The organism is Arthrobacter sp. Y3223065 (genome assembly GCF_059090885.1).
In genome coordinates this window covers 145,244-166,098 of record NZ_JBNHGC010000006.1, presented here as the reverse complement: position 1 = coordinate 166,098, position 20,855 = coordinate 145,244, and the positions used below count along the sequence as shown (strand labels likewise).

General features: G+C 68.5%; 20 protein-coding genes. 13 read left to right on the top strand and 7 right to left on the bottom strand.

Annotated elements, in window-relative coordinates; all coding sequences use genetic code 11:
* Nucleotides 1-143 precede the first annotated feature (143 nt).
* Complete coding sequence (locus AC5RUK_RS15790) at nt 144-422, bottom strand: DUF3040 domain-containing protein (protein WP_493987796.1); 279 nt, start codon at nt 420-422, stop codon at nt 144-146.
* Nucleotides 423-680: 258 nt separating this feature from the next.
* On the opposite strand from AC5RUK_RS15790, the gene AC5RUK_RS15785 reads away from it, so the two are divergent.
* The 4 genes from AC5RUK_RS15785 to AC5RUK_RS15770 all read left to right on the top strand — a co-directional run bounded on the left by AC5RUK_RS15785 (nt 681) and on the right by AC5RUK_RS15770 (nt 4,714).
* Complete coding sequence (locus AC5RUK_RS15785) at nt 681-1,211, top strand: gluconokinase (RefSeq protein WP_494152740.1); 531 nt, start codon at nt 681-683, stop codon at nt 1,209-1,211.
* Nucleotides 1,212-1,297: 86 nt separating this feature from the next.
* Nucleotides 1,298-2,704: a GntP family permease gene (locus tag AC5RUK_RS15780; protein WP_494152739.1), complete on the top strand. Its 1,407-nt coding sequence runs from the start codon at nt 1,298-1,300 to the stop codon at nt 2,702-2,704.
* Nucleotides 2,705-2,765: 61 nt separating this feature from the next.
* Complete coding sequence (locus tag AC5RUK_RS15775) at nt 2,766-3,539, top strand: SDR family oxidoreductase (protein ID WP_494152738.1); 774 nt, start codon at nt 2,766-2,768, stop codon at nt 3,537-3,539.
* 119 nt (nt 3,540-3,658) lie between these two features.
* The gene (locus tag AC5RUK_RS15770) at nt 3,659-4,714 is read left to right on the top strand and encodes an L-idonate 5-dehydrogenase (RefSeq protein ID WP_493987800.1); all 1,056 of its coding nucleotides are present in this window, start codon (nt 3,659-3,661) and stop codon (nt 4,712-4,714) included.
* On the opposite strand, the gene AC5RUK_RS15765 is transcribed toward AC5RUK_RS15770, so the two are convergent.
* Complete coding sequence (locus tag AC5RUK_RS15765) at nt 4,698-5,459, bottom strand: FadR/GntR family transcriptional regulator (RefSeq protein ID WP_494152737.1); 762 nt, start codon at nt 5,457-5,459, stop codon at nt 4,698-4,700. The genes AC5RUK_RS15770 and AC5RUK_RS15765 overlap by 17 nt on opposite strands.
* Before the next feature lie 465 nt (nt 5,460-5,924).
* The gene (locus tag AC5RUK_RS15760; RefSeq protein WP_494152736.1) at nt 5,925-6,932 is read right to left on the bottom strand and encodes an NAD-dependent epimerase/dehydratase family protein; all 1,008 of its coding nucleotides are present in this window, start codon (nt 6,930-6,932) and stop codon (nt 5,925-5,927) included.
* A gap of 209 nt (nt 6,933-7,141) precedes the next feature.
* Between AC5RUK_RS15760 and AC5RUK_RS15755 the strand changes: the two genes are divergently transcribed.
* The gene (locus AC5RUK_RS15755; protein ID WP_494152735.1) at nt 7,142-7,723 is read left to right on the top strand and encodes a pentapeptide repeat-containing protein; all 582 of its coding nucleotides are present in this window, start codon (nt 7,142-7,144) and stop codon (nt 7,721-7,723) included.
* 113 nt (nt 7,724-7,836) lie between these two features.
* Nucleotides 7,837-8,751 carry a phosphodiesterase gene (locus AC5RUK_RS15750; protein WP_494152802.1) on the top strand — a complete coding sequence of 305 codons (915 nt, stop codon included), beginning with the start codon at nt 7,837-7,839 and terminating at the stop codon, nt 8,749-8,751.
* A gap of 9 nt (nt 8,752-8,760) precedes the next feature.
* Here the strand turns inward: AC5RUK_RS15750 and AC5RUK_RS15745 are convergent, their stop codons facing one another.
* Complete coding sequence (locus AC5RUK_RS15745) at nt 8,761-10,365, bottom strand: stealth conserved region 3 domain-containing protein (protein WP_494152734.1); 1,605 nt, start codon at nt 10,363-10,365, stop codon at nt 8,761-8,763.
* 329 nt (nt 10,366-10,694) lie between these two features.
* Between AC5RUK_RS15745 and AC5RUK_RS15740 the strand changes: the two genes are divergently transcribed.
* From AC5RUK_RS15740 to AC5RUK_RS15730, 3 genes are all read left to right on the top strand, one after another.
* A complete protein-coding gene (locus AC5RUK_RS15740; RefSeq protein WP_493987805.1) occupies nt 10,695-11,102 on the top strand; it encodes a hypothetical protein in 408 nt (135 codons plus the stop codon).
* A gap of 102 nt (nt 11,103-11,204) precedes the next feature.
* A complete protein-coding gene (nhaA, locus tag AC5RUK_RS15735) occupies nt 11,205-12,548 on the top strand; it encodes a Na+/H+ antiporter NhaA (RefSeq protein WP_494152733.1) in 1,344 nt (447 codons plus the stop codon).
* A gap of 117 nt (nt 12,549-12,665) precedes the next feature.
* A complete protein-coding gene (locus AC5RUK_RS15730) occupies nt 12,666-13,670 on the top strand; it encodes a universal stress protein (protein ID WP_494152732.1) in 1,005 nt (334 codons plus the stop codon).
* On the opposite strand, the gene AC5RUK_RS15725 is transcribed toward AC5RUK_RS15730, so the two are convergent.
* The 3 genes from AC5RUK_RS15725 to AC5RUK_RS15715 all read right to left on the bottom strand — a co-directional run bounded on the left by AC5RUK_RS15725 (nt 13,654) and on the right by AC5RUK_RS15715 (nt 16,095).
* Complete coding sequence (locus AC5RUK_RS15725; RefSeq protein ID WP_494152731.1) at nt 13,654-13,992, bottom strand: GYD domain-containing protein; 339 nt, start codon at nt 13,990-13,992, stop codon at nt 13,654-13,656. The two genes, AC5RUK_RS15730 and AC5RUK_RS15725, sit on opposite strands and share 17 nt — an antisense overlap.
* Before the next feature lie 54 nt (nt 13,993-14,046).
* Complete coding sequence (locus AC5RUK_RS15720) at nt 14,047-15,618, bottom strand: FAD-dependent monooxygenase (RefSeq protein ID WP_494152730.1); 1,572 nt, start codon at nt 15,616-15,618, stop codon at nt 14,047-14,049.
* Between the two features lie 84 nt (nt 15,619-15,702).
* Complete coding sequence (locus AC5RUK_RS15715) at nt 15,703-16,095, bottom strand: MerR family transcriptional regulator (RefSeq protein WP_494152729.1); 393 nt, start codon at nt 16,093-16,095, stop codon at nt 15,703-15,705.
* 171 nt (nt 16,096-16,266) lie between these two features.
* On the opposite strand from AC5RUK_RS15715, the gene AC5RUK_RS15710 reads away from it, so the two are divergent.
* The 4 genes from AC5RUK_RS15710 to AC5RUK_RS15695 all read left to right on the top strand — a co-directional run bounded on the left by AC5RUK_RS15710 (nt 16,267) and on the right by AC5RUK_RS15695 (nt 20,854).
* Nucleotides 16,267-17,784 carry a SulP family inorganic anion transporter gene (locus tag AC5RUK_RS15710; RefSeq protein ID WP_494152728.1) on the top strand — a complete coding sequence of 506 codons (1,518 nt, stop codon included), beginning with the start codon at nt 16,267-16,269 and terminating at the stop codon, nt 17,782-17,784.
* 175 nt (nt 17,785-17,959) lie between these two features.
* Nucleotides 17,960-18,337 (top strand): TraR/DksA family transcriptional regulator, encoded by a 378-nt coding sequence (locus AC5RUK_RS15705; RefSeq protein ID WP_493987812.1) that lies wholly within the window; start codon nt 17,960-17,962, stop codon nt 18,335-18,337.
* A 76-nt stretch (nt 18,338-18,413) separates the two neighbouring features.
* Nucleotides 18,414-19,592, top strand: coding sequence for a galactose-1-phosphate uridylyltransferase (galT, locus tag AC5RUK_RS15700; protein WP_494152801.1), 1,179 nt, complete (start codon nt 18,414-18,416; stop codon nt 19,590-19,592).
* A complete protein-coding gene (locus AC5RUK_RS15695) occupies nt 19,589-20,854 on the top strand; it encodes a galactokinase (protein WP_494152727.1) in 1,266 nt (421 codons plus the stop codon). Before galT ends, AC5RUK_RS15695 begins: the two co-directional genes overlap by 4 nt.
* Nucleotide 20,855 lies beyond the last annotated feature (1 nt).

Genomic DNA, 20,855 nt, shown 5'->3' with positions numbered 1-20,855 from the left:
CGAAAGTGACGTGGTTCGCATCTGCGGGTCGGGGCGTGCAATCTAAGCGGACCTCCGGCAGCGCCCTCCGGAGCACCGGCACGGCTGTGCGGACCCGCGCGAGGGTTCCTGTTTCAGGCCAGGGGTGTCTGCCGCGACCGTTCTCACACGTGGCGGTGGCGGGACACGAAATCGGCGCAGCCGCGGATGGCGCCCGCCGCCAGACAGATCAGTCCCAGCATGGCCAGAACCAGCGCATTTCCCGCTATGCCTATGAACAGCAGGAGTGCGCCGGCCAGGGCCAGCAGGGTCGCCGCACCGACAATGTGGCCGAAGACCATCACGCCACGGGCAGACAGGGAACGGGCCAGGCGGGGGTCGTCATTCTCCAGTTGCTGCCCCAGCCTGTCCAGGCGCTGCCGTTCTTCATCCGATAAGGACATTCCGACCTCCTCGGGCTCCGCGGCGCCGCAGCTGATGCCGCGCCGGACACCGTATAAGACAAATGTAGCCTCGGGATGCCCGCCGGGGGTATGGGCTGGGGCCAAGCGAAGGCCGATTTGTTACCGGCAGGGCGGCGGTTCGGGGCGGTTTTGCTGGAGCCTCTCGGCCAGTGGTACCTTGATCCGGATAAATCTGATTTATTGACGAGAGGTTGGTCACCAAATCAGATGTAATGGAGCGTCTGAGGAGTTCTGACCATGTCTCTGCAATATCCCCCGCTGGTGGTCATGGGCGTCCAAGGATGCGGAAAGTCTACGGTGGGCCGCGCGGTCGCCAAGCACCTGGGCGTGGAGTTCGTCGACGGCGACGACCTGCACAGCGAGGCGAACAAGGAAAAGATGGCCTCGGGCCACCCGCTGACCGACGCCGACCGCGAGCCCTGGCTGAGCGCCATCGGCCGCGTCATGGCAGGAAAACTGGCGGACGGAACCACCGCCGTCGTCGCATGCTCGGCGCTGAAGCGCAGTTACCGCGACCTCATCCGCTCCTTCGCGCCGCAGGCCCGGTTCATCCACCTCACCGGCAGCCAGGAACTGATTGCCGAGCGGATCAGCGGGCGCGACCACGAATACATGCCCCCGACGCTGCTGGATTCGCAGTTCCAAACGCTGGAACCGCTCGGCGAGGACGAGGCGGGGCTTGTGGTCTCCGTTACCGATTCGCCCGAGGAGATCGCGGTGCTGGTGGAGAACTACCTGCGGGACCCGGCGGGCTCGGCGGGCAGTTAGCGCCGGCGGGCGGGAAGCAACTGAAACACAACTGAAACGGTTAAACCGATAACCCATCGGACGACCGTCCGATACAACGAAGGACAATGATGACCGAACTCGAGCTCAACTGGACGTTGAGCACGGCGGGCCTCCTGCTTGTCGCCGTAGCAGCCATCGCGCTGCTGCTGGTGCTGATCATGCGGTTCCGCGTGCACGCTTTCCTGTCGCTGATTATTGTCAGCCTGCTCACGGCGGTGGCGACCGGCGTTCCGGCCGTAGACATTATGCCGACCCTCCTGGGCGGCTTCGGCGGAACCTTGGCCAGCGTGGCCCTGCTGGTCGGCCTGGGCGCCATGCTCGGCCGCATGCTGGAGGTCTCCGGCGGCGCGGACGTCATGACGCAGGCGTTGATCAACAAGTTCGGCGAGAAGCGTGCTCCGCTGGCGCTCTCCGTGGCGTCGCTGCTGTTCGGTTTCCCGATCTTCTTTGACGCCGGCCTGGTCGTCATGCTGCCGATCATTTTCACCGTGGCACGACGCCTGGGCGGATCGCTGCTGACCTATGCGTTCCCCGCCGCCACCGCCTTCTCCGTCATGCACATCTTCGTGCCGCCGCACCCGGGTCCCGTGGCCGCCACCGGCCTGCTGGGCGCCGACGTCGGACTGGTCCTGATCCTCGGCCTCGTGGTGGCTATTCCCACCTGGTACCTGGTGGGCTACCTGTTCGGACACTTTTTGGGCCGCCGGTTCAACATCGCCGTGCCGGACATCCTCGATGCCCCGAAGGGTTCGGTGGAAAACGAATTCCGCTCCTCCCCGAAGCTGGGCACCATCTTCTTCCTGCTGCTGCTGCCGCTGCTGCTGATCTTCCTCAACACCGGCCTGAACATGCTCGCTACCGCCGAGGTTGTCTCGCTTGAGGACACCTGGGTGCAGATCCTGCGCACGCTGGGTGAGACCCCGGTCGCGCTGCTGATCACCGTGCTCCTGGCCATGTGGCTGCTGGGCCACCGCCAGGGCAAGAAGCACAGCCTCGTCGAGACCGTGGTGGACAGCGCACTGGGCCCGGTCTGCTCGATCATCCTGATCACCGGCGCCGGCGGTATGTTCGGCGGCGTGCTGCGCTCGAGCGGCATCGGCAACGCGATCGCGGAGTCGCTGGACGCCATCGGCCTGCCGATCATCGTGGCCGGCTTCGTAATCGCCGCCGTCGTCCGCGTGGCGCAGGGCTCCGCAACGGTGGCGCTGACCACCGCGGCCGCGCTGGTCCAGCCGGTCGTGATGGGCAACCCCGAGTTCAACCCGGTGGAACTGGCTGCGATTGTGCTGGCGCTGGCCGCCGGCTCGGTGTTCGCCGGCCACGTGAACGACTCGGGCTTCTGGCTGGTCAGCCGGTTCTTCCAGATGGACACCAAGACCACGCTGAAGACCTGGACCGTGGGCCAGGCGCTGGTGGGCATCGTCGGCTTTGTCTTGGCGCTGGCCATCTACTTGGTCGCCACGAACTTCTAGTACAACCTTGGACAACATGGACGGGGCGGCTGCGGCCGTCCCGTCCGCATTTGGAGAGTAAATGACTGTGAACCTGTTCGACATTTCCTCCCGTGTGGCGCTGGTGACCGGCTCCAGCCGCGGGATCGGCAAGGCGATCGCCCGCGGGCTCGCCGCCGCGGGCGCCGTCGTGGTGCTCAACGGGCTGGACGAGGAACGGCTGGAAGGCACCCGCGCGGAACTGGCCGCCGAGTTCGGCGGGGACCGTATTTTTGCCCGGGCCTTCGACGTCACCGACGCCCAGGCGGCGGCCGACGGCGTGGCCTGGGTCGAGCGCGAAGTGGGCCCCCTGTGGGTGCTGGTCAACAATGCCGGCGTCCAGCACCGGGTGCCGATGCTGGACCTGGACGTGGACGACTGGGAGCGCGTGCTGCGCACCAACCTGACCAGCGCGTTCCTGGTGGGCCGCGAGGCCGCGCGGCACATGATCGAACGCGGTGCCGGGAAGATCATCAACATCGCGTCCGTCCAGGCCGACCTGGCCCGTCCGACCATCGCCCCGTACACGGCGTCCAAGGGCGGCATCCGCAACCTGACCCGGGCGATGACCGCCGAGTGGGCCAGCCAGGGACTGCAGATCAATGCGATCGCCCCGGGCTACATCCACACCGAGATGACCCAGAAGCTGGTGGACGACGAGGCGTTCAACACGTGGATCCTGGGCCGCACCCCGGCGCACCGCTGGGGCACCGTGGAGGACATCGTGGGACCGGCCATCTGGCTGGCCTCCGACGCCTCCAACTTCGTGAACGGCCAGGTGGTGTTTATCGACGGCGGCATGACCACCGTCGTCTGACCCGTCTGACCGTCTGGCCGTCTGCGCCGCTGGCCTCGGTCCCCAGGCCGGCCGGCGCAGGCACCCAAGGCGGACCACCGCCGTCGTAGTTTTGCAGCACCACCTGAAAGGCATTTTCCATGACTTCCCTCCCAGCACAGTCCCTCGGCGTTGTGGCCCACGCGGCCGGTGATCTGCGGGTCGAACCGGTCGCGCTCGCGCCGGCCGGGCCCGACGAAGCCGTGGTCGAGATTGCCTACGGCGGCATCTGCGGGTCCGATCTGCACTACTGGCAGCACGGCGCTGCCGGCGAATCCATCCTGAAAGCACCGATGCTGCTGGGCCACGAAGTGGTGGGTACCGTGGCGGCGGCGGCCGCCGATGGCAGCGGACCGGCGGCGGGCACCGCCGTCGCCGTGCATCCGGCGACGCCCGGACCGGGTGACGGATCCAGGTATCCGGAGGACCGCCCGAACCTCTCGCCGGGCTGCACGTACCTGGGCAGCGCCGCACGTTTCCCGCACACCGAAGGCGCGTTCGCCCGCTACGTCAACCTGCCCACGCGGATGCTGCGGGAGCTGCCCGCCAAACTGCCGCTGCGGCGGGCCGCCCTGGTGGAGCCGGCCAGCGTGGCCTGGCATGCCGTCGCGCGCGCCGGAGACGTGGCCGGCAAGCGCGCGCTGGTCATCGGCTGCGGCCCGATCGGCGCCCTGATTATCGCGGTGCTGAAGCGGGCCGGCGCGGCCGAGATCGTCGCCGTCGACATGCACGAGAAGCCCCTGGACATCGCCCGGGAAGTCGGTGCCAGCCGCACGCTGCTGGCGACCGATGCCGAGGCGATCGCCGGGGTCGAAGCAGACATCTGCCTGGAGTCGTCGGGCAACCATTACGGGCTGGCGTCGGCCGTGCGCGGTGCGGCCCGGGGCGGCCGCGTGGTGATGGTAGGACTGCTGCCCTCGGGTGAGCAGCCTGCGCTGATCTCGCTGGCGATCACCCGCGAGCTCGAGCTGGTGGGTTCCTTCCGCTTCAACGACGAGATCGACGAAGTGATCGCGGCGCTGGCCGACGGTTCCCTCTACGCGGACCCCGTGATGACGCACGAATACGCCGCGGCCGAGGCCCTGGAGGCGTTCGGCATGGCGCGGGACTCGTCGCAGAGCGGCAAGGTGCTGCTGCGGTTCAGCGACGCGGAGTAGGCGCCGGGGCGGCGGCCACGGTGGCGCCGGCGGCTTCGAAAAGTCGCGGCTCGGACTCCCAGACGCTGCGCACTTCCTCGACCGTCCGCCGCATGATCTGGTCCATGGCCGCCCGGGCCGCTTCCGGGCGGCCGGACTGGATGGCGTCCGCGACGTCGACGTGCAATTGCAGCGCTTCTTCGTGCGGGTGCGCGGGCATCAGCCCGTAATGGGTGCGGCCACGCAGCACCTCGGCGATCATCGAGTGCATCTGCGCGAACATCTCGTTGCCGGAGGCTGCCAGCACCAAGGTGTGGTAGTGGATGTCCAGTTCCAGGAACTGCTGCAGGTCGCCGGCGCGTCCCACCGCCCGCATCCTCGCCGCGACGGCCATGAGCTCTGCCGATATTTCCTGCGGCGAATGCTGCGCGGCCAGCTCGGCGGCAGCCGGTTCGACGGCGGAGCGCAGCTCGGTCAGCGAGCGGAGCTGGACGCCCTTGCCGTCCCCGGCCAGGCGCCACCGGATCACCGAGGGGTCGAACTTGTTCCAATGCTCCGGCGGCAGGACGCGGATTCCGATGCGCTTGACCGACTCAACGAGTCCCAGGGACTGCAGCACGCGCACGGCCTCGCGCATCACGGAACGGGAAACCCCGAGCTCGGCCTCGAACTGCTCGGCATGCGCGGTGGCACCTGCCGCCAGTTCACCGGAGACGATGCGCTTGCCGAGCGTCTCGATGACGAGGCTGTGCAGGCGCGAACTCATGCGCGCAGAAGGGTAGCGGTCACGCGTTCATTCTATGGTGGCCGGGCGAGTGAACCCGGCTGTGTTGCGGACGTTGCCGAGGCCAACAGGCAGGATGCTAGGGCCTTCGCGGAGGAAGGATCGGCCCCGGGTCGGGGAAGGGGCCGGGCTGCGGTTGCGGCGGAAGGGGCTGTGGCCCCGGGTCCGGCGGCGGCTCCGGCCGTTCGGGCGTGGGCGGCGCGTAGGGATCCGGACTCGGCTCCGGCCGTTCGGGCGTGGGCGGCGCGAAGGGATCCGGGTTCGGCTCCGGCGGGAACGGATGCCTGGGCCCCGGCTCGTTCGGGTCGTGTGCCGGCTCCGGCGGCGGTGGAATTGTCACGGCGTGCCTCCTTGGGCAGCGGTGGTGCGGTAGGCCTGCTGCCTGCCACGCTACAACTGTGTCCCGGGCGTTCTCAAGGATCGTTCCCGCTGTCCATGGCCGGACCCTCAGGAGCGGGGGTGCGCGATGGTCAGCAGCCGGCGCTCGTCGTCCGGGGCCAGGCCGGACTTACGCGGACGGTCGGCGCTGGCCGCCAGCTCCCACGCCAAGGTGTCGGCCAGTGTATCCTTCAGCGGGCGCAAAGCCAGGCCGGCTGCCTTGGCGGCGGCGTTGCTGCGGGAGGCGAAGCCGGCGAACTCGGGCAGCGGCAGCCAGAGCGGCAAGGAGCACTCGCCGGCCCAGGGGCTGACGCCGGCCGCTGCCAGTTCCTCTTGGTTTAGGGACAGGACCGGCCCGGTATGGCCCGCGACCCGGCGCGCGGTTTCAAGGTGCTCGGCCAACGGAAGCACGTCGCCCACCGCGTTGAACTCGCCGGCCAGTTGCTGTTCGGCTGCGGCAATGAGCCAGGCGGCGAGGTCCCGGACGTCGATGACTTGGGCGCCCAACTCCGGCGCGTCGGGAACCAGCACGGCGCCGTCCTCGGCCACGGGCCGGGCGAAACGCAGGGGCCAGTAGCCGGTGCGGTCGGTGATATCACCCGGACCGGCGATGAGGCCCGGTCGGACGATCAGGCTGCGGTCGGGGCCGAAGGCCCGCCGCACCGCCTGCTCGCAGGCGGCCTTCGCCTCGCCGTAGACGTCCGGAGACGTCATCACCTCCGAGGCCAAGGGCGGCAGCAACCCGGCGGTTTCGTCGGCGCCCGGGGTGCCGTGGTCGGCGTAGACGCTGCAGGAGGACACGAAAACAAAGTGCTCCGCCGTGCCGGCCAGCGCGGCCGCAGCGCGGCGAACCTGGCCCGGCTGCCGGGAGACGTCGAGCACGACATCCCAGTGCTGGCCCGCGACCGTGTCCAAGCTGTCCGGGGCATCCCGGTCCGCGCGGACCAGCCGGGCCCCGGCCGGAGCGGACCCCGATGTTCCGCGGGCCAGGCAGGTGACCCGGTGGCCGCGGCGCAGCGCCGCGGCGGCGGTTTCGTGTCCCAACCAGGCCGTGCCGCCCAGGACGAGTAGATGCATGCTGCCCATGGAACACCGTCAAAGGCGCTCCGCGCACCGGTTGTTCGCCTAAAGCAGGGAGAACCGCACGGATTCGTGCCCAAACCCCCTATAGGCCGGGGCGCCCTGTGTCCGGAACTGTGTCTATGCTCCGTAGATGGCTAAACCCGACGACTTCACGCCGCGCCTCGACGCGCCGGACCTGGGGGATCTGTCGGCAGACATCAGCCTTGGTTCCCGAGGTGCGCGTGGCCGGGAAACGGTTTGCGGGGGCGGAAGCGGACGGCCTCCGGCTGGCCGGTGCCTCCTGCACGGAGTGCGAATTCCTGGATGTTTCCGTGGACAGGGTGGATCTGCGTTCTGCCGGTTTCGTGGACGTAACATTCGAGCGGTTGAATGCCCCGGAGTTCAGTGCGCCGCGCTCGCGCTTCCGTCGGGTGGTGATCGACGGTTCACGGCTCGGCTCGGCCGAAGTCTACGAATCCGAGTGGGAGTCGGTGGAATTCCGCAACTGCAAACTTGGGTATGTGAACCTGCGCGGAGCCGAACTTCAAGATGTCGTGTTTGCCGGCTGCATCCTGGACGAACTGGATCTGGGCGGCGCGACCGGTCGCCGGGTGGCCTTCGAAGACAGCCGCGTCGGCCGGCTCGACCTGACCGGGGCGAGCCTAAAGCACGTCGACCTGCGCGGCCTGGAGATTCGGGAACTGGCGGGGCTGGAAGGCCTGCGCGGGGCGGCAATGACCCCCACCCAGATCAGTGAACTCGCCCCGCTGTTCGCCGCCCATTTTGGGATCGTGGAAAAAACTTAGCCGCAATATACGGAATTGCCGCACCGAATTCATCCACAGTTCAGCTTTTTTCTGTTTGGATGGTCTGTAGTGGACTGGACAGCACGCGTCCGGCGAACAACAGAAGGTAGATGATGGACTTCCGTCAGGCCGAGCATCCACGGCCAAACCATTTCTTACTTCACATCAGCGACACCCATTTAGTGGGCGGCGACGGCCGGCTGTACGGGGCGGTGGACAGCGAAGCGAAGCTGGAGCAGATCTTCGAGGATCTTGAAGACTCCGGCTCCCGGCCCGAAGCCCTGGTATTTACCGGCGATCTGGCCGACAAGGGCGAACCGGAAGCCTACGGAAGGCTCCGCCGGATCGTCGAGCCGGCAGCCGTCCGGCTGGGAGCCCAGGTGATCTGGGCCATGGGCAACCACGACGACCGTGCCGGGCTGAAAACCATGCTTTTGGACGAGCCCGGCGGCTCCGAGCCGCTCGACCGGGTCTACGACGTCAACGGCCTGCGCGTGATGACCCTGGACTCAACCGTGCCCGGGGCACACTACGGCCGGCTGGAGGACGAGCAGCTCCAGTGGCTGGCCCACGAGTTGGCCGAACCTGCGCCGCACGGGACCATCCTGGCCATGCACCACCCGCCGGTGCCGAGCGTGCAGGACCTGTCCGTGCTGGTGGAACTGCGCGGCCAGGCCGAACTGGCCGAGGTGCTGCGGGGCAGCGACGTGAAGTCGATCATCGCCGGCCACCTGCACTATTCCACCACGGCCACGGTTGCCGGCATCCCGGTGTCCGTTGCCTCCGCCACGTGCTACACCCAGGATCTCGCCGCCGACGCGGGCAGCACCCGCGGCCGCGACGCCGCGCAGGCCTACAACATGGTCCACGTCTACGAGGAGACCGTGGTCCATTCCGTGGTTCCGGCGCGCGGAGGCCTGCCGGTGGGCCGCCAGGTCACCGCGGAGCAGACCAGGCAGCTGCTCGAGGCCGCCGCCGTCAGCATCCCCGATGCCGTGCGGCCGGGCCGGGTGCCGGCGCACCACTAACCGGAGAGATTACGACGCCGGCGGTTTCTCCCACGGCGCACGGAGCGGGAAGTAGCGGGCCAGGAAGTCCGTGACCACCCGCTGGCGTTCCTCGGCCGGGACCTCCGGGAAGCTGCCGTCGTTAAGGCAGAAGAAGTCCCTGTTCCGTTTCTGCAGCAGTTTCTCCAGCTGCTTCAGGCCCGAGTACATGGTGGTGTCCACGTACGTGACCTTGGCGCCGGGGTTGGTCACCGCGCGGCCGGTCAGCAGCGCATAGTAGTGGTAGAGCGAGTTGGTCACCGAGATGTTGTCCTTGGCCCGGAAGCGGCTGGCCGCCGTCGTCTTGAACTCCTCGGCGAATTCTTCCTCCATCTCCAGCAACACGGATTTGCGCAGCGGCGCGGCGCAGTGTTCCAGGTGCCGGGTGGTGATCCTGCCGAAGCGGTCGTGCAGCAGCATGCGGTTTACCCGGGCGGCGTTCTCGAAACCGGAACGGTCCAGGTGGTTGTCGCCGAGCCCGATCCGGGTGTCTGCCTCCACGAACTTGGTGATGCCGCCGGGAGAGAAGAACATGTCCGGACCCACCGGCCGGCCGAAGAACATGTCGTCATTCGAGTACAGGAAGTGCTCGCCCAGTCCCTCGATGTGCTGCAGCTGCGCCTCGATCGCCTGCGAGTTGAACACCGGCAGCACCGACGGGTCGCGGAAATGCTGCTCGCTGCGCACCACCTGGATGTCCGGGTGCTCCGCGTCCAGCCACGCCGGCAGCGGCGAGTCCGTGCAGATGAAGATGCGCCGGATCCAGGGCGCGAACATGTAGACCGAGCGCAGCGCGTACCGCAATTCGTCGATCTGGCGGAACCGGGCATCGGCGTCGTCGCCCTCACCCACCACGGCGTGCTCCATGAAACTGTTCCGGTAGCGCCGGTACTCCGCGTTGTTTCCGTCCACCCAGGAGAAGACGATGTCGATTTCGAAGTCGATGTCCGTGGCGTGGTCGGCGAACATGTTCTCGATGGTGGGCCAGCGGTGCCCGTAGCGCTCCACTTCGCCGCGCACTGCCTCCCCGGCCGGCAGGGTGCGGCGCGTCAGCGAGTTTTCGATCGGCAAGTGGATCAGATCGTTCTCCCACCGCCACAGCTCCACCTGCACACCCGTGCCCTGGCCGTACCGCAGCCCGCCGGTCGGCTCGATCCGGGGCCGGTACAGCCGGAAGGCGCGCGCCTGGTCGCCATCGGCGAGCTCCCCGTCGGCCACCAGCCTCGCCGTTTTTTTCTTCGCGTCCACGGTCAGCGAATAGAACGGCTCATCGGCGCAGGCGTCCACCAGCGCCGCGCGCAGTTCGTCGCGCTTCTCCCAGTTCACCGCCACCACCGGGCGGGCATCGTTGCCGCGCACCAGCAGGTAGGGAATCTGCGCCTCGTCCAGCACCCTGCGGACAAACAGCAGGTCCTCCACCATGGCCTGGTGCGGCGTCAGGGTGGTGTTGACCAGTGCGTAACCGCCCTTGACCATGACCACGTCGGGGCGCTGCGTGAGGCGTACGACGGCGGCGGGCGAGGCTATCTCGACCGTCGACTCGGGTGCGAGGTCGGGTTCGGGCTCGGCGTAGAACGCGTCCTGCACAGCAGGCATGCTGGTCACAAAAAACCTCCGGAGAATGGTGGCGCCAGCCGGTCAAAGGGCTGATGTCACCAATGGTAGAACGTGGGTGTCGGGCGTTACAGGCGCTGCCGCAACGAAATGAGGGCTGCCACGGATCGTCCGCGGCAGGCCACCCTTTGACGGTACATGCAGTTGCGCCTGCCCGCGGCGCAAAGACGCGACCGGTCGGCAAAAAACGTTCCGGTACGGCACCCTGGCAGAGCCTGCCGGCTCCGCCGTCGTTGTCTTGGCGCTCCCGGCCGTGCAAAGTTCAGCAGCATTTTCCCCGCTGCATGCCCAAGGTGGCATACGATCTGTGCATGCCAGATCTTGCCGCGTCGATCGGACTGGTGTCCGAAGTGCTGACGTGGGCTGCCCTGGTCCCCGGCCTGTTGTTGCTGTTCGTGGCCGCTGTGCTGCGCCTGGCCGGGACCCGCTGGCACAGCGCCGAAGGCGTCGCGTTCGACGACGGCCGGCGCCGCGGGGTGCGCTGGTTCGACACCCGGCACGGTTTCCTGGAGGGCGTCTTTCCGACCGGAACGGGCGCCGAGGTGGCCGCCGGGTCGGACGTGCTGGTCTTCTACGACGCACGGCGGCCCGACCGCTGGCAGGTATCCGAACCGGAGCGGCCGGGCCGGACGGTCTTGCTGCTGGGCAAGATCCTCACCGCCGTCGGTGTGCTGTCCGCCGTTGTCGGGCTGCTGGCCATGGTCCTGGCCGGGGGCTAGCCGGGCCGGCTTTTGCTCTCGCTGCATGCGCGGGTAGGGTGAAACCCGGTGCGCCGGGAAGTCTGGTCGGCAAGTTCTATTGTCGACCCGTGAGGAGCCGCTGTGGCAGCCAAGACCCCTGAATCGTCCGCCAAACCCAAGGTGTTGGGGCGCGGAAGTTATGCCGAAGCGCTGCGAATCGGCGAGATCCTGCGGAAGGAAACCGTGGGCGGTGCCTTCTTGGTGGCCGCCGCCGTCATCGCCCTGATCTGGGCCAACTCGCCCGCCGCAGACAGCTACTTCGCCCTGCGCGACTTCACCATCGGCTACGAGCCCTGGCACCTGGAGCTGAGCCTCGGTGCGTGGGCCGCCGACGGGCTCCTGGCGGTGTTCTTCTTCCTGGTGGGGCTGGAGCTCAAACGCGAGTTCGTCGCGGGGGACCTCAGCAGCCCGCGGAAGGCCATGGTGCCGGTAGCGGCCGCCATTGGCGGTGTGGTTGTTCCCGCTGTCATCTACGCGGCCATCAACTGGGGCAGTCCGGAGACCATCCGCGGCTGGGCCATCCCGACGGCGACGGACATCGCCTTTGCGGTGGCGGTCCTGGCCGTCATCGGGTCGCACCTGCCCAGCGCGCTGCGGATTTTCTTGCTGACGCTGGCCGTCGTGGACGATCTCATCGCCATCGCCATCATTGCGTTCGTCTACACCAGTGAAATCGAGGTACCGGCACTGCTGCTGGCCCTGATCCCCATCGCGCTCTACGCCTTCCTGGCCCAGAAGTTCCGCAGGTTCTTTGGGAAGCATCAGGCGGCTTTGTGGGCGGTCCTGTTGCCCATCGGCATCGTGGCCTGGGCCCTGGTCCATGCCTCCGGCATCCACGCCACCATCGCGGGCGTGGTGCTCGGCTTCACCGTCCCGGTATTGCGCAGCAAGGCCAGCGGCGGACCGGAAGCGGGACCGGGGCTCGCCGAGATCTTCGAACACCGGGTCCGGCCCGTTTCCGCCGGCTTCGCGGTCCCGGTCTTCGCGTTCTTCTCCGCCGGCGTCGCCGTGGGTGGAGTTGATGGGTTTGTCTCGGCCCTCGGCGACCCGGTGGCGATTGGCGTCATCGTCGGCCTGGTGCTCGGCAAGCCGATCGGCATCGTCGGCACCACATGGCTGATGAGCAAGGTGACCCGTGCGGAGCTGGACAAGTCGATGAAGTGGGTCGACCTGTTGGGCATCTCCATGCTGGCCGGCATCGGCTTTACCGTCTCCCTGCTGGTGGCCGAGCTCAGCTTCGGGCTCGGCACGCCGGCCAACGACCACGCCAAGGTGGCGATTCTCGCGGCGTCCCTGCTGGCCGCGTTGGTGGCAGCGGTGGTATTGCGCGCCCGCAACCGGCATTACCGGCGGATTCAGGCCGAAGAACAGGTCGACGCGGACAACGACGGCATTCCGGACGTCTACCAAGAGGGCACGGCATAGCCACACCGGGCCTTCGGCACCGCCGGCGCGGCTTCCCATCTGCTGCCACGCCGGCACGGCCACACCGGACCGCGGCCGCCCCTACTCAGCGGCGCCGCCGTCCCCTAGGGTGGAGGCATGGAAGAGGTCGTCCTGGTGGGGTTCGACGGCTCGGAATCCAGCGCCCGGGCATTGGACTGGGGGTTGTTCGAGGCCCAGTCCCGCGGCTGGCCGGTGCGGCTGGTCACCGTCGTTTCAACCGCGGGCGTGGACGATCCGCAGGTGGACCACCAGTATCTGGCCTCCGCCCGGCGCGGCGGGGAAGGGGTGCTGCAGGCAGCGCTTGACCGCGCCGGAGCACTGGGACTCCAGGCCGAAGGGCACGTGATGGCCGGGGACCCGAGCGAAGTGTTGGTGGACGAATCCGCTTCCGCCGGACTGGCCGTGGTGGGCAAGCGCGGCCGCGGCGGCTTCGCGGGCCGACTGCTGGGCAGTGTCTCCTCGGGACTGGCGGCCCACGGCGCCTGCCCCACGGTGGTGGTGCCGCAGCGCTGGAAACCGGGCGCGACGGCCGCGGAGGTCTCCCCGGATGCCGCCGCCGAACTGCCCGACGGACCGGTGCCCTGGCTGCTGCCGTCGCCGCGGGAGGGGGCGGACCGAGGGCTGCATCCGCCGGATGCCCCCGAACAGTTCAGCTACGCCGGGCAGGTGGTGGTCGGCGTCGACCAATCGGGCAGTTCGAACCCCGCCCTGTGGGCGGCGGCCGAAATAGCCAGCCAGCGTGCCGTCCCGCTGCGGATGCTCTCGTCCCGGGCGCCCTTCTACCGCGATTCGGTCTGGCTGGACCACGCCGAAGGGGCGCACCATTTCCGCGAGGAGGTCGCCGCCGAGCTGGACGGCCCGCTGCGGGAGGTCCGCGGCCGCTACCCGGACCTGGATGCGAGCTGGAACTTCTATCTGGCCAAGCCCGCGGAAGTCCTGGTCCACGCCACCCGCACGGCCCAACTGATGGTGCTGGGGACGCGCGGCCACGGCGGATTCCCGGGCCTGCTGCTGGGATCGGTCAGCCAGGCGGTACTGCATCATGGCCTCTGCCCCATGATGGTGGTGCCCAAGGGTGTGGAGTTCAGCCGGACCCCGTGACGCCGGGAGCCCGGTAGCGGACCTCTCCGGCCATTCGCAGGGCGTCGATGGTTTCATCGATGGTCAGCAGCACGGTTGTTTCGAAGGAACTCAGCGCACCGCCTCCGCTGATGGCCAGCGCGACGGCGGCCATGGAGACGTTGTTCGGGGCCTCCCACACACTGTAGCCGTCGTGCGCGCCGAAGGCGTACCAGAAGCCGTGCAGTTGTCCGCCGACGGATTCGATGTAGGCCTTGGCCGCTTTCCCCCGGTCCTCCGGGTTGTTGATCATTCTGGCCCAGGTCTCCGGGGTGTAGCTGAACTTCGATAGATACAGCACCATTGGCTTTCCTTTCGAACGTGTCCGGCCCTGGATGGGTGCGGAGCAGGCGTTGGCTCACACCTTGGCAGAACGGCGTCCGCGCCTCAGTGCCTGGGCGAACGTGGCAACGGCGTGGCTGGGCAGGGACTGCGCTGCCACGAAGCCGTCAGGCCGCACCAGGTACAGCTGCTCAGGATCGAGCTTCTTGTTTTCGTTCCGCGGCAGCACGTGCATCGAAAGCCCCAGCGCCGCCTCCACATGATTGACGACGACGGCGCGCGGATCTCCGTACGAATGCACCTGCCAGTGGAGGCTGCGCAGGACGTCGAAGTTACCGCCGGTGTACGGCAGCCGCCGTCCCACGACACGGCCCCGCCGGCCCCGCGCCGCTTCCTTGGCACCCGGGGCCATCCAGTAATGGATCCGGGTCTGCGATATATAGCCGAACAACCGAGAGGCACCGGAGGACCGGGGCACCACCCGCGCCACTACGGGAATGAGGAACGGCAGCACCGACCTCCGGGCGGCCAGTGCCCAGGGCGCCGTCGAGGTGATGAAGGCGAATACACGGTCCGTGCTTTGCAGCAGCCGCACCGCGACCGGCCGCCGTTCGGCCTCGTAACGGTCGAGGTAGGAGTCCGCGGCCCGGCCGGCGAGGACATCGGCGAACTTGAAGGCCAGGTTGTGGGCGTCCTGCAGGCCGGTGTTCATGCCTTGGGCACCCACGGGGGAATGGACATGTGCCGCGTCCCCGGCGAGGAAGACCGGGCCGTTGCGGAACTGGGCGGCGATCCGGTGATGCACGCGGTAGGTGGAGAACCAGTTCGAGGCGCCGTAGCCGACGTCGAACTTCTGGGCCAAGCGCTCCCGGAGAGGCTCCTCGGAGACGTCCGCACCGCCGTCGTTGGCCAGCCCCGGCGTGCCGCCCTCCGGGTCGCGGACCACGCCGATCAGCCGGAGGTGGCCGGGACCGCTCATGGGAAACGCCAGCAGGAACTCGTCCACGCCCGCGCGGATATTGACCGCGTCGCCGAACAGGCCGCGGACCTCGGTGGCGTCATTGACAAAGAAGGTGTGCGGACTGGTGGAGCCTTCAAACCCGATGCCCCGGCTGGTCCGCACGGTTGACGAGGCACCATCGGTGCCTACGCAGTAGCGGGCGCGGACCGATGCCTCGCCTCCAGGGCCCGTCAGCTGCGCCCTCACCGGGTGGTCCGGGTGGCTGCCGTCCGCGATGTCCAGGGCGCCCAGCCGGCACTCCCACAGCACCTCGCCGCCGAGTGCGTGCAGGTTCTTCAGCAACAACTCCTCGTTCTTGCTTTGTTCGTAGAACATGATGCCCGGGAACGGTGTGATCCCGCGGCCCATCCGGCCCAGCGGGACCCTGCCGCGCGGCTTCGTGCCGAAGCCGACGACCACCGCTTCGGCGAGGACGCCTTCGGCCGTGACGGTGCCGGCGACGCCCAGCTGGTCGTAGATTTCCATGCTGCGCGCCTGCACCCCGAGGGCCCGGGATTCCCTTGTGGGGCCCGACTTGCTGTCCGCGATGATGTGGTCGACGCCCAGCTTGGCCAGCCAGTTGGCGAGCATCAGGCCGGTGGGACCTGCCCCGACAATCAGCACATCGGTTCGGAGTTCGGCTGCCATGGCGGTACCTCCTCCTCCGAGGTTACCGCTGGCGAAGTTCCGGCGGCAGGGGAGGCCGGCCGAAACGGACGGGACCGCCGGCAGTTACCGCCCGCGCAGGTCGCTGATGAACTCGTCGGCCCGGGCCAGGTTCAGGGCGAGCTTGGTGCGCTTTTCGTCCGCACGCCGGATGTAGTCCTGCAAGAGTCCGCGCTCGGCGGGATGAACGGCACCGTCGGATAAGACATCGATGATTTCCAAAAGCTCGGCCATCTCGTCGAGAGTGAAGCCAAGCGGTTTCATGGAGCGGATGATCAATAAGCGGTCCAGATCCGACTGGGTGTAGACCCGGAAGCCGCCCTCGGTGCGCGTGGTGGCCGGCAGCAGCCCGATGTCGTCGTAGTGGCGGATGGTCCGCAGCGACAGTCCCGTGGCATCGGCCAGTTCGCCGATGTGCATCGTACGCGTGCCGGACGCGGTACCTTCGTCCTTGTCCATGGTCCAACCTCCCTGATCGCCCGATTACAACTCTACCCTCACGTTAGGTTAGGGTTGTCATCATCATCGACGCGATTCTTGTTCGTCGAGTTCTTCCCCGCGCGGCGTCGCGCCCCCAAACTTTTGCTGTAGTGAAGGCGTGCCTGCCTTCAGATGTGAATGGAGACCACCATGCCAACGTCAACCGCCGATGCCCGGCCGGAGCTGACTCCCGAGGAGCGCCGGTCCGTGCTGCGCACCCTCAAGTCGCCGCGGCTGCTGAAGACGGAAGTGCTCGCCGGGCTGGTGGTCGCCCTGGCCCTGATCCCCGAGGCGATCGCCTTCTCCATCATTGCCGGCGTCGACCCGCGGCTCGGCCTCTTCGCCTCGTTCACGATGGCCGTGTCCATTGCCTTCCTCGGCGGACGCCCGGCCATGATCTCGGCCGCGACCGGCGCGATCGCCCTGGTCATCGCGCCGCTGGTGGCAAGCCACGGCGTGGAGTACTTTATCGCCGCAGTGATCCTCGCCGGGATCTTCCAAATCGTCCTCGCCCTCCTCGGAGTGGCCAAGCTGATGCGCTTCATTCCCCGCCAGGTCATGGTGGGCTTTGTGAACGCGCTGGCCATCCTGATCTTCATGTCCCAGGTGCCGGAACTGCTGGGCGTCCCCTGGCTCGTGTATCCACTGACCGTCCTGGGCCTGGCCATCGTCTTCGGTTTGCCGAGGATCACGAACGTCGTTCCGGCGCCGCTGGTGGCCATCGTGGTGCTGACCCTGATCACCGTGCTTGCCTCGATCACGGTTCCCACGGTCGGCGACAAGGGCGAGCTGCCGGAGTCCCTGCCCGCGCTCTTCATCCCCAATGTCCCGCTCAATCTAGAGACTTTCCAGATCATCTTCCCGTATGCCTTGGCGATGGCCTTCGTCGGGTTGCTCGAGTCGCTGATGACGGCCAAGCTGGTCGACGACGTCACGGACACCCGCTCCAACAAGACGCGCGAGTCGTGGGGCCAGGGCGCGGCGAACATCATCACCGGCTTCTTCGGCGGCATGGGCGGCTGCGCGATGATCGGCCAGACGATGATCAACGTCAAAGCCTCCGGGGCCCGGACCCGCATCTCCACCTTCCTTGCGGGACTGTTCCTGCTCATCCTCGTGGTGGCCCTCGGGGATATTGTGGCGCTGATCCCGATGGCGGCCCTGGTGGCCGTGATGATCTTCGTGTCCTGGGCGACGTTCGACTGGCACAGCATCAAGCCCTCAACCCTGAAGATGATGCCGAAGAGCGAGACCGCCGTCATGCTGGTCACCGTCGTCGCCACGGTCGCCACGAACAACCTGGCCATCGGCGTTGGCCTCGGCGTGCTGACCGCCATGGTGCTGTTCGCCAACCGGGTGTCGCATTTGGTGACCGTGGAGCGGACGGTGTTGGAACTGAACGGCGAGGAAACGGCCACCTACGTGGTCGACGGCGAGCTGTTCTTCGCGTCCTCGAACGACCTTTACACGCAGTTCCAGTACGCACACGACCCGGACAAGGTCATCATCGACATGCACGCCTCGCACCTGTGGGATGCCTCGACCGTGGCGGCACTGGATGCGATTACCGAGAAGTACCGCAGCCACGGCAAGGACGTGCGGATCATCGGGCTGAACTCGGCCAGTGTGGCCATGCGGGAGCGGATGGCGGGCAAGCTCAACGGCTGACCCGTTCGCCCGGCCGCGGCCGCACAGGGTGGCCTGCCCGCGGCCGCGGCCGACAGCCTCCCGTGGTCGCCAGCCTCCCGTGTGGGCGGTCCACCCCATGTACCGCGGCAACGGCGTAGTCTAGGGGCACTCCGGTCCGCAGCTGCCCGGACCGATTAGCCGACGGGAGGCACACATGAGCGAGAGCTTGACCCACGAGGATGTGGAGCACTTCGCCGAACTGCTGGACGCCCGCGAGGCATCGGACCGCGCCCAGGTGGAGCGCCTCACGGTCGACATTGCCGAAGTCACCGCCGCGACCCGGGACGTCCCGGCCGACGACGAACACGACCCCGAGGGGTCGACGGCCACGCTGGAACGCGCGCGCGAAGTGGCGCTGCTGGCCAGCACGGAAAAGGCGCTGGCGGACATCGCCGCCGCCCGGGCCCGGCTGGCGGCCGGCACCTATGGCACGTGCGCCTCGTGCGGCAACCCCATCCCGCGCGAACGCCTGGAGATCCGGCCGGAAGCACAATACTGCGTGACCTGCGCCGCGAAGCAGCGCCGTGCCTGAGCGAACCAAAGTTTCTCGTGCCACGCACGGGGCGGGCACCGCCGTCGTCGTTCCGGATGGTGACCCCGTCACGGCGGTGACCGGCACACGGTTGGCGGACGGCCGGGAGCTGCTGTATTTCGACGACGGTGCGCGGCCGGTTCCGCGGTCTTCGCGGGACACCCGGGACCTGCCGGAGCGGCCGCCGGTGGGGGAGCTGCGCTACGACGTGCTGACGGGGGAGTGGGTGGCGCTGGCCGCGCACCGGCAGACCCGCACGTACCTGCCGCCGGCGGACGCCTGCCCGCTGTGCCCGAGCACGCCGGACTACGCCTCGGAAATCCCGGCGGCTGACTATGACGTGGCCGTGTTCGAGAACCGGTTTCCGTCGCTCGGGCCTGACCTGCTGGCAACACCCCAGGACCCGGAGTGGGGCCGCGCCTACACCGCCGGCGGGCGCTGCGAGGTGGTCTCCTTCACCTCGGCGCACACCGGTTCGTTCACCGGCCTGGACACCCGCCGGGTGCGCACCGTGATCGACGCGTGGGCGCACCGGACCGCGGCGCTCAGCGCGATGGACGGGATCGCGCAGGTCTTCTGCTTTGAAAACCGCGGCGCGCAGATCGGCGTGACGCTGCACCATCCGCACGGGCAGATCTACGCCTACTCCTACCTGCCGCCGCGCGGGGCAGTCATGGCGGCGGCCGCGCAGAAACACTTCGAGGCCACCGGCGGGCGGCAGACCCTCACCGGGGCGGTGCTGTCCGGCGAGCGCTCCGCCGGCTCCCGGATGGTGCTGGAAGGCGAGCACTTCAGCGCCTACGTGCCCTTCGCGGCGCGCTGGCCGCTCGAGGTTCACCTGGTGCCCCACCGGCAGGTCGCGGACCTCGCCGGGCTCACGGGTGCGGAGCGGGACGAACTGGCGGAGCTGTACCCGCAGCTGCTGGGCCGGTTCGACGCGCTCTACGACAGCCCCACCCCGTACATCGCCGCCTGGCACCAGGCGCCGGTCGCCCGGGCGCTGCGGGAAGCGGGCTACCTGCACCTGCAGCTGACCTCGCCGCGCCGGGCCGCCGACAAGTTGAAGTACCTGGCGGGCTCAGAGGCCGCGATGGGCGCCTTCATCAACGACACGCTGCCGGAGCAGGTGGCCGCCGCGCTGCGGGAGGCGGATCCGGGCCGGACCCCGAGAGCAGGCGGTGACGGGCTGGACGGGACGGGCGCAGCGGGTGAAGCCACCGAGGACGCCGTGGCAGCCAGCGGGGACACCCCATGACCGCCGACGCATTGGCCGCACGCACCGCCGACGCCTTCGCCGCACGGTTCGGCCGCGGCCCGGACGGGGTGTGGGCGGGGCCCGGCCGGGCCAATCTGATCGGCGAACACACCGATTACAACGGCGGCTTCGTGCTGCCCTTCGCCATCGACAAGATCACGACGGCGGCGCTCGCCGTCCGCGGCGACCGGACCATTCGGGTGGCCTCCGCCCTGCCGGGCGCCGAGGCAGTGGAGGTCGGGCTGGACGATGTGGGCCCCGGCGCGGTTTCCGGTTGGCCGGCGTACCCGCTGGGCGTGGCCTGGGCGCTGGAGCAGGCGGGAGTACGCCTGCCCGGCTTCGACCTGCTGGTGGACTCGGACGTCCCGGTGGGCGCCGGATTGTCCTCGTCTGCCGCGCTGGAATGCGCGGTGGCCCTCGGGCTGGCCGAACTGGCGGGAGATCGGTGGCCGGATTCGGGGCTGGATCCGGCCGGGTTGGATCGGACCGGGTTGGATCGGACCGGGCTGGACCGGGCCGGGCCGGATCGGGCCGGGCCGGATCGGGCCGGTCTGGATCGGGCCGGTCTGGCGGCGGCCGGCCGGCGCGCGGAGAACGAGGTGGTCGGTGCGCCCACCGGCATCATGGACCAGTACGCCTCCCTCTTCGGGGCGGCCGGGTCCGCGGTGTTTCTGGACTGCCGCAGCGAAGCCGTGGAGCTGGTGCCGCTGGACCTCGAGACTGCGGGCCTGGTGTGCCTGGTGATGGATACCAAGGTCTCCCACGCACACGCTACCGGGGGCTACGCCAGCCGACACGACTCCTGCGTGCGCGCAGCGAAAACGCTTGATGTGCCGCTGCTCCGCGACCTTCCAGCCAGTCGGCTGGGGGAGGCACAGCAGTTGCTCGACGACGAGACCTTTCGCCGCGCGCGGCACATCGTGACCGAGAACGACCGTGTCCTGGCCACCGTGGAGGCGCTGCGCTCCGCCGGCCCAGCGACCATCGGCCGGCTGCTGGACGCCAGCCACGTCTCCATGCGCGACGACTTCGAAATCTCCTGCCCGGAGCTTGACCTGGCCGTGGACACTGCGCGAGCGAACGGCGCCCTGGGCGCCCGCATGACCGGCGGCGGTTTCGGCGGTTCAGCCATCGCCCTGGTTCCCTCCGGCGAAGCAGCCCGGGTGCAGGAGGCTGTGCTGCACGCCTTCGCCGCGCAGGGGTTCCGCCGGCCCGAGCTGTTCACCGTGTTGCCGGCCGACGGAGCACGCCGCCTGCTGTAGG

Coding starts and splice junctions, on each gene's coding strand:
- AC5RUK_RS15695 (WP_494152727.1), top strand. CDS start 19,589: ATGACCGCCGACGCATTGGCCGCACGCACCGCCGACGCCTTCGCCGCA.
- AC5RUK_RS15780 (WP_494152739.1), top strand. CDS start 1,298: ATGATGACCGAACTCGAGCTCAACTGGACGTTGAGCACGGCGGGCCTC.
- AC5RUK_RS15720 (WP_494152730.1), bottom strand. CDS start 15,618: ATGGCAGCCGAACTCCGAACCGATGTGCTGATTGTCGGGGCAGGTCCC.
- AC5RUK_RS15790 (WP_493987796.1), bottom strand. CDS start 422: ATGTCCTTATCGGATGAAGAACGGCAGCGCCTGGACAGGCTGGGGCAG.
- AC5RUK_RS15760 (WP_494152736.1), bottom strand. CDS start 6,932: ATGCATCTACTCGTCCTGGGCGGCACGGCCTGGTTGGGACACGAAACC.
- AC5RUK_RS15765 (WP_494152737.1), bottom strand. CDS start 5,459: ATGAGTTCGCGCCTGCACAGCCTCGTCATCGAGACGCTCGGCAAGCGC.
- AC5RUK_RS15730 (WP_494152732.1), top strand. CDS start 12,666: ATGGAAGAGGTCGTCCTGGTGGGGTTCGACGGCTCGGAATCCAGCGCC.
- AC5RUK_RS15740 (WP_493987805.1), top strand. CDS start 10,695: ATGCCAGATCTTGCCGCGTCGATCGGACTGGTGTCCGAAGTGCTGACG.
- AC5RUK_RS15750 (WP_494152802.1), top strand. CDS start 7,837: ATGGACTTCCGTCAGGCCGAGCATCCACGGCCAAACCATTTCTTACTT.
- AC5RUK_RS15775 (WP_494152738.1), top strand. CDS start 2,766: ATGACTGTGAACCTGTTCGACATTTCCTCCCGTGTGGCGCTGGTGACC.
- AC5RUK_RS15715 (WP_494152729.1), bottom strand. CDS start 16,095: ATGGACAAGGACGAAGGTACCGCGTCCGGCACGCGTACGATGCACATC.
- AC5RUK_RS15745 (WP_494152734.1), bottom strand. CDS start 10,365: ATGCCTGCTGTGCAGGACGCGTTCTACGCCGAGCCCGAACCCGACCTC.
- AC5RUK_RS15770 (WP_493987800.1), top strand. CDS start 3,659: ATGACTTCCCTCCCAGCACAGTCCCTCGGCGTTGTGGCCCACGCGGCC.
- AC5RUK_RS15705 (WP_493987812.1), top strand. CDS start 17,960: ATGAGCGAGAGCTTGACCCACGAGGATGTGGAGCACTTCGCCGAACTG.
- AC5RUK_RS15785 (WP_494152740.1), top strand. CDS start 681: ATGTCTCTGCAATATCCCCCGCTGGTGGTCATGGGCGTCCAAGGATGC.
- AC5RUK_RS15710 (WP_494152728.1), top strand. CDS start 16,267: ATGCCAACGTCAACCGCCGATGCCCGGCCGGAGCTGACTCCCGAGGAG.
- AC5RUK_RS15725 (WP_494152731.1), bottom strand. CDS start 13,992: ATGGTGCTGTATCTATCGAAGTTCAGCTACACCCCGGAGACCTGGGCC.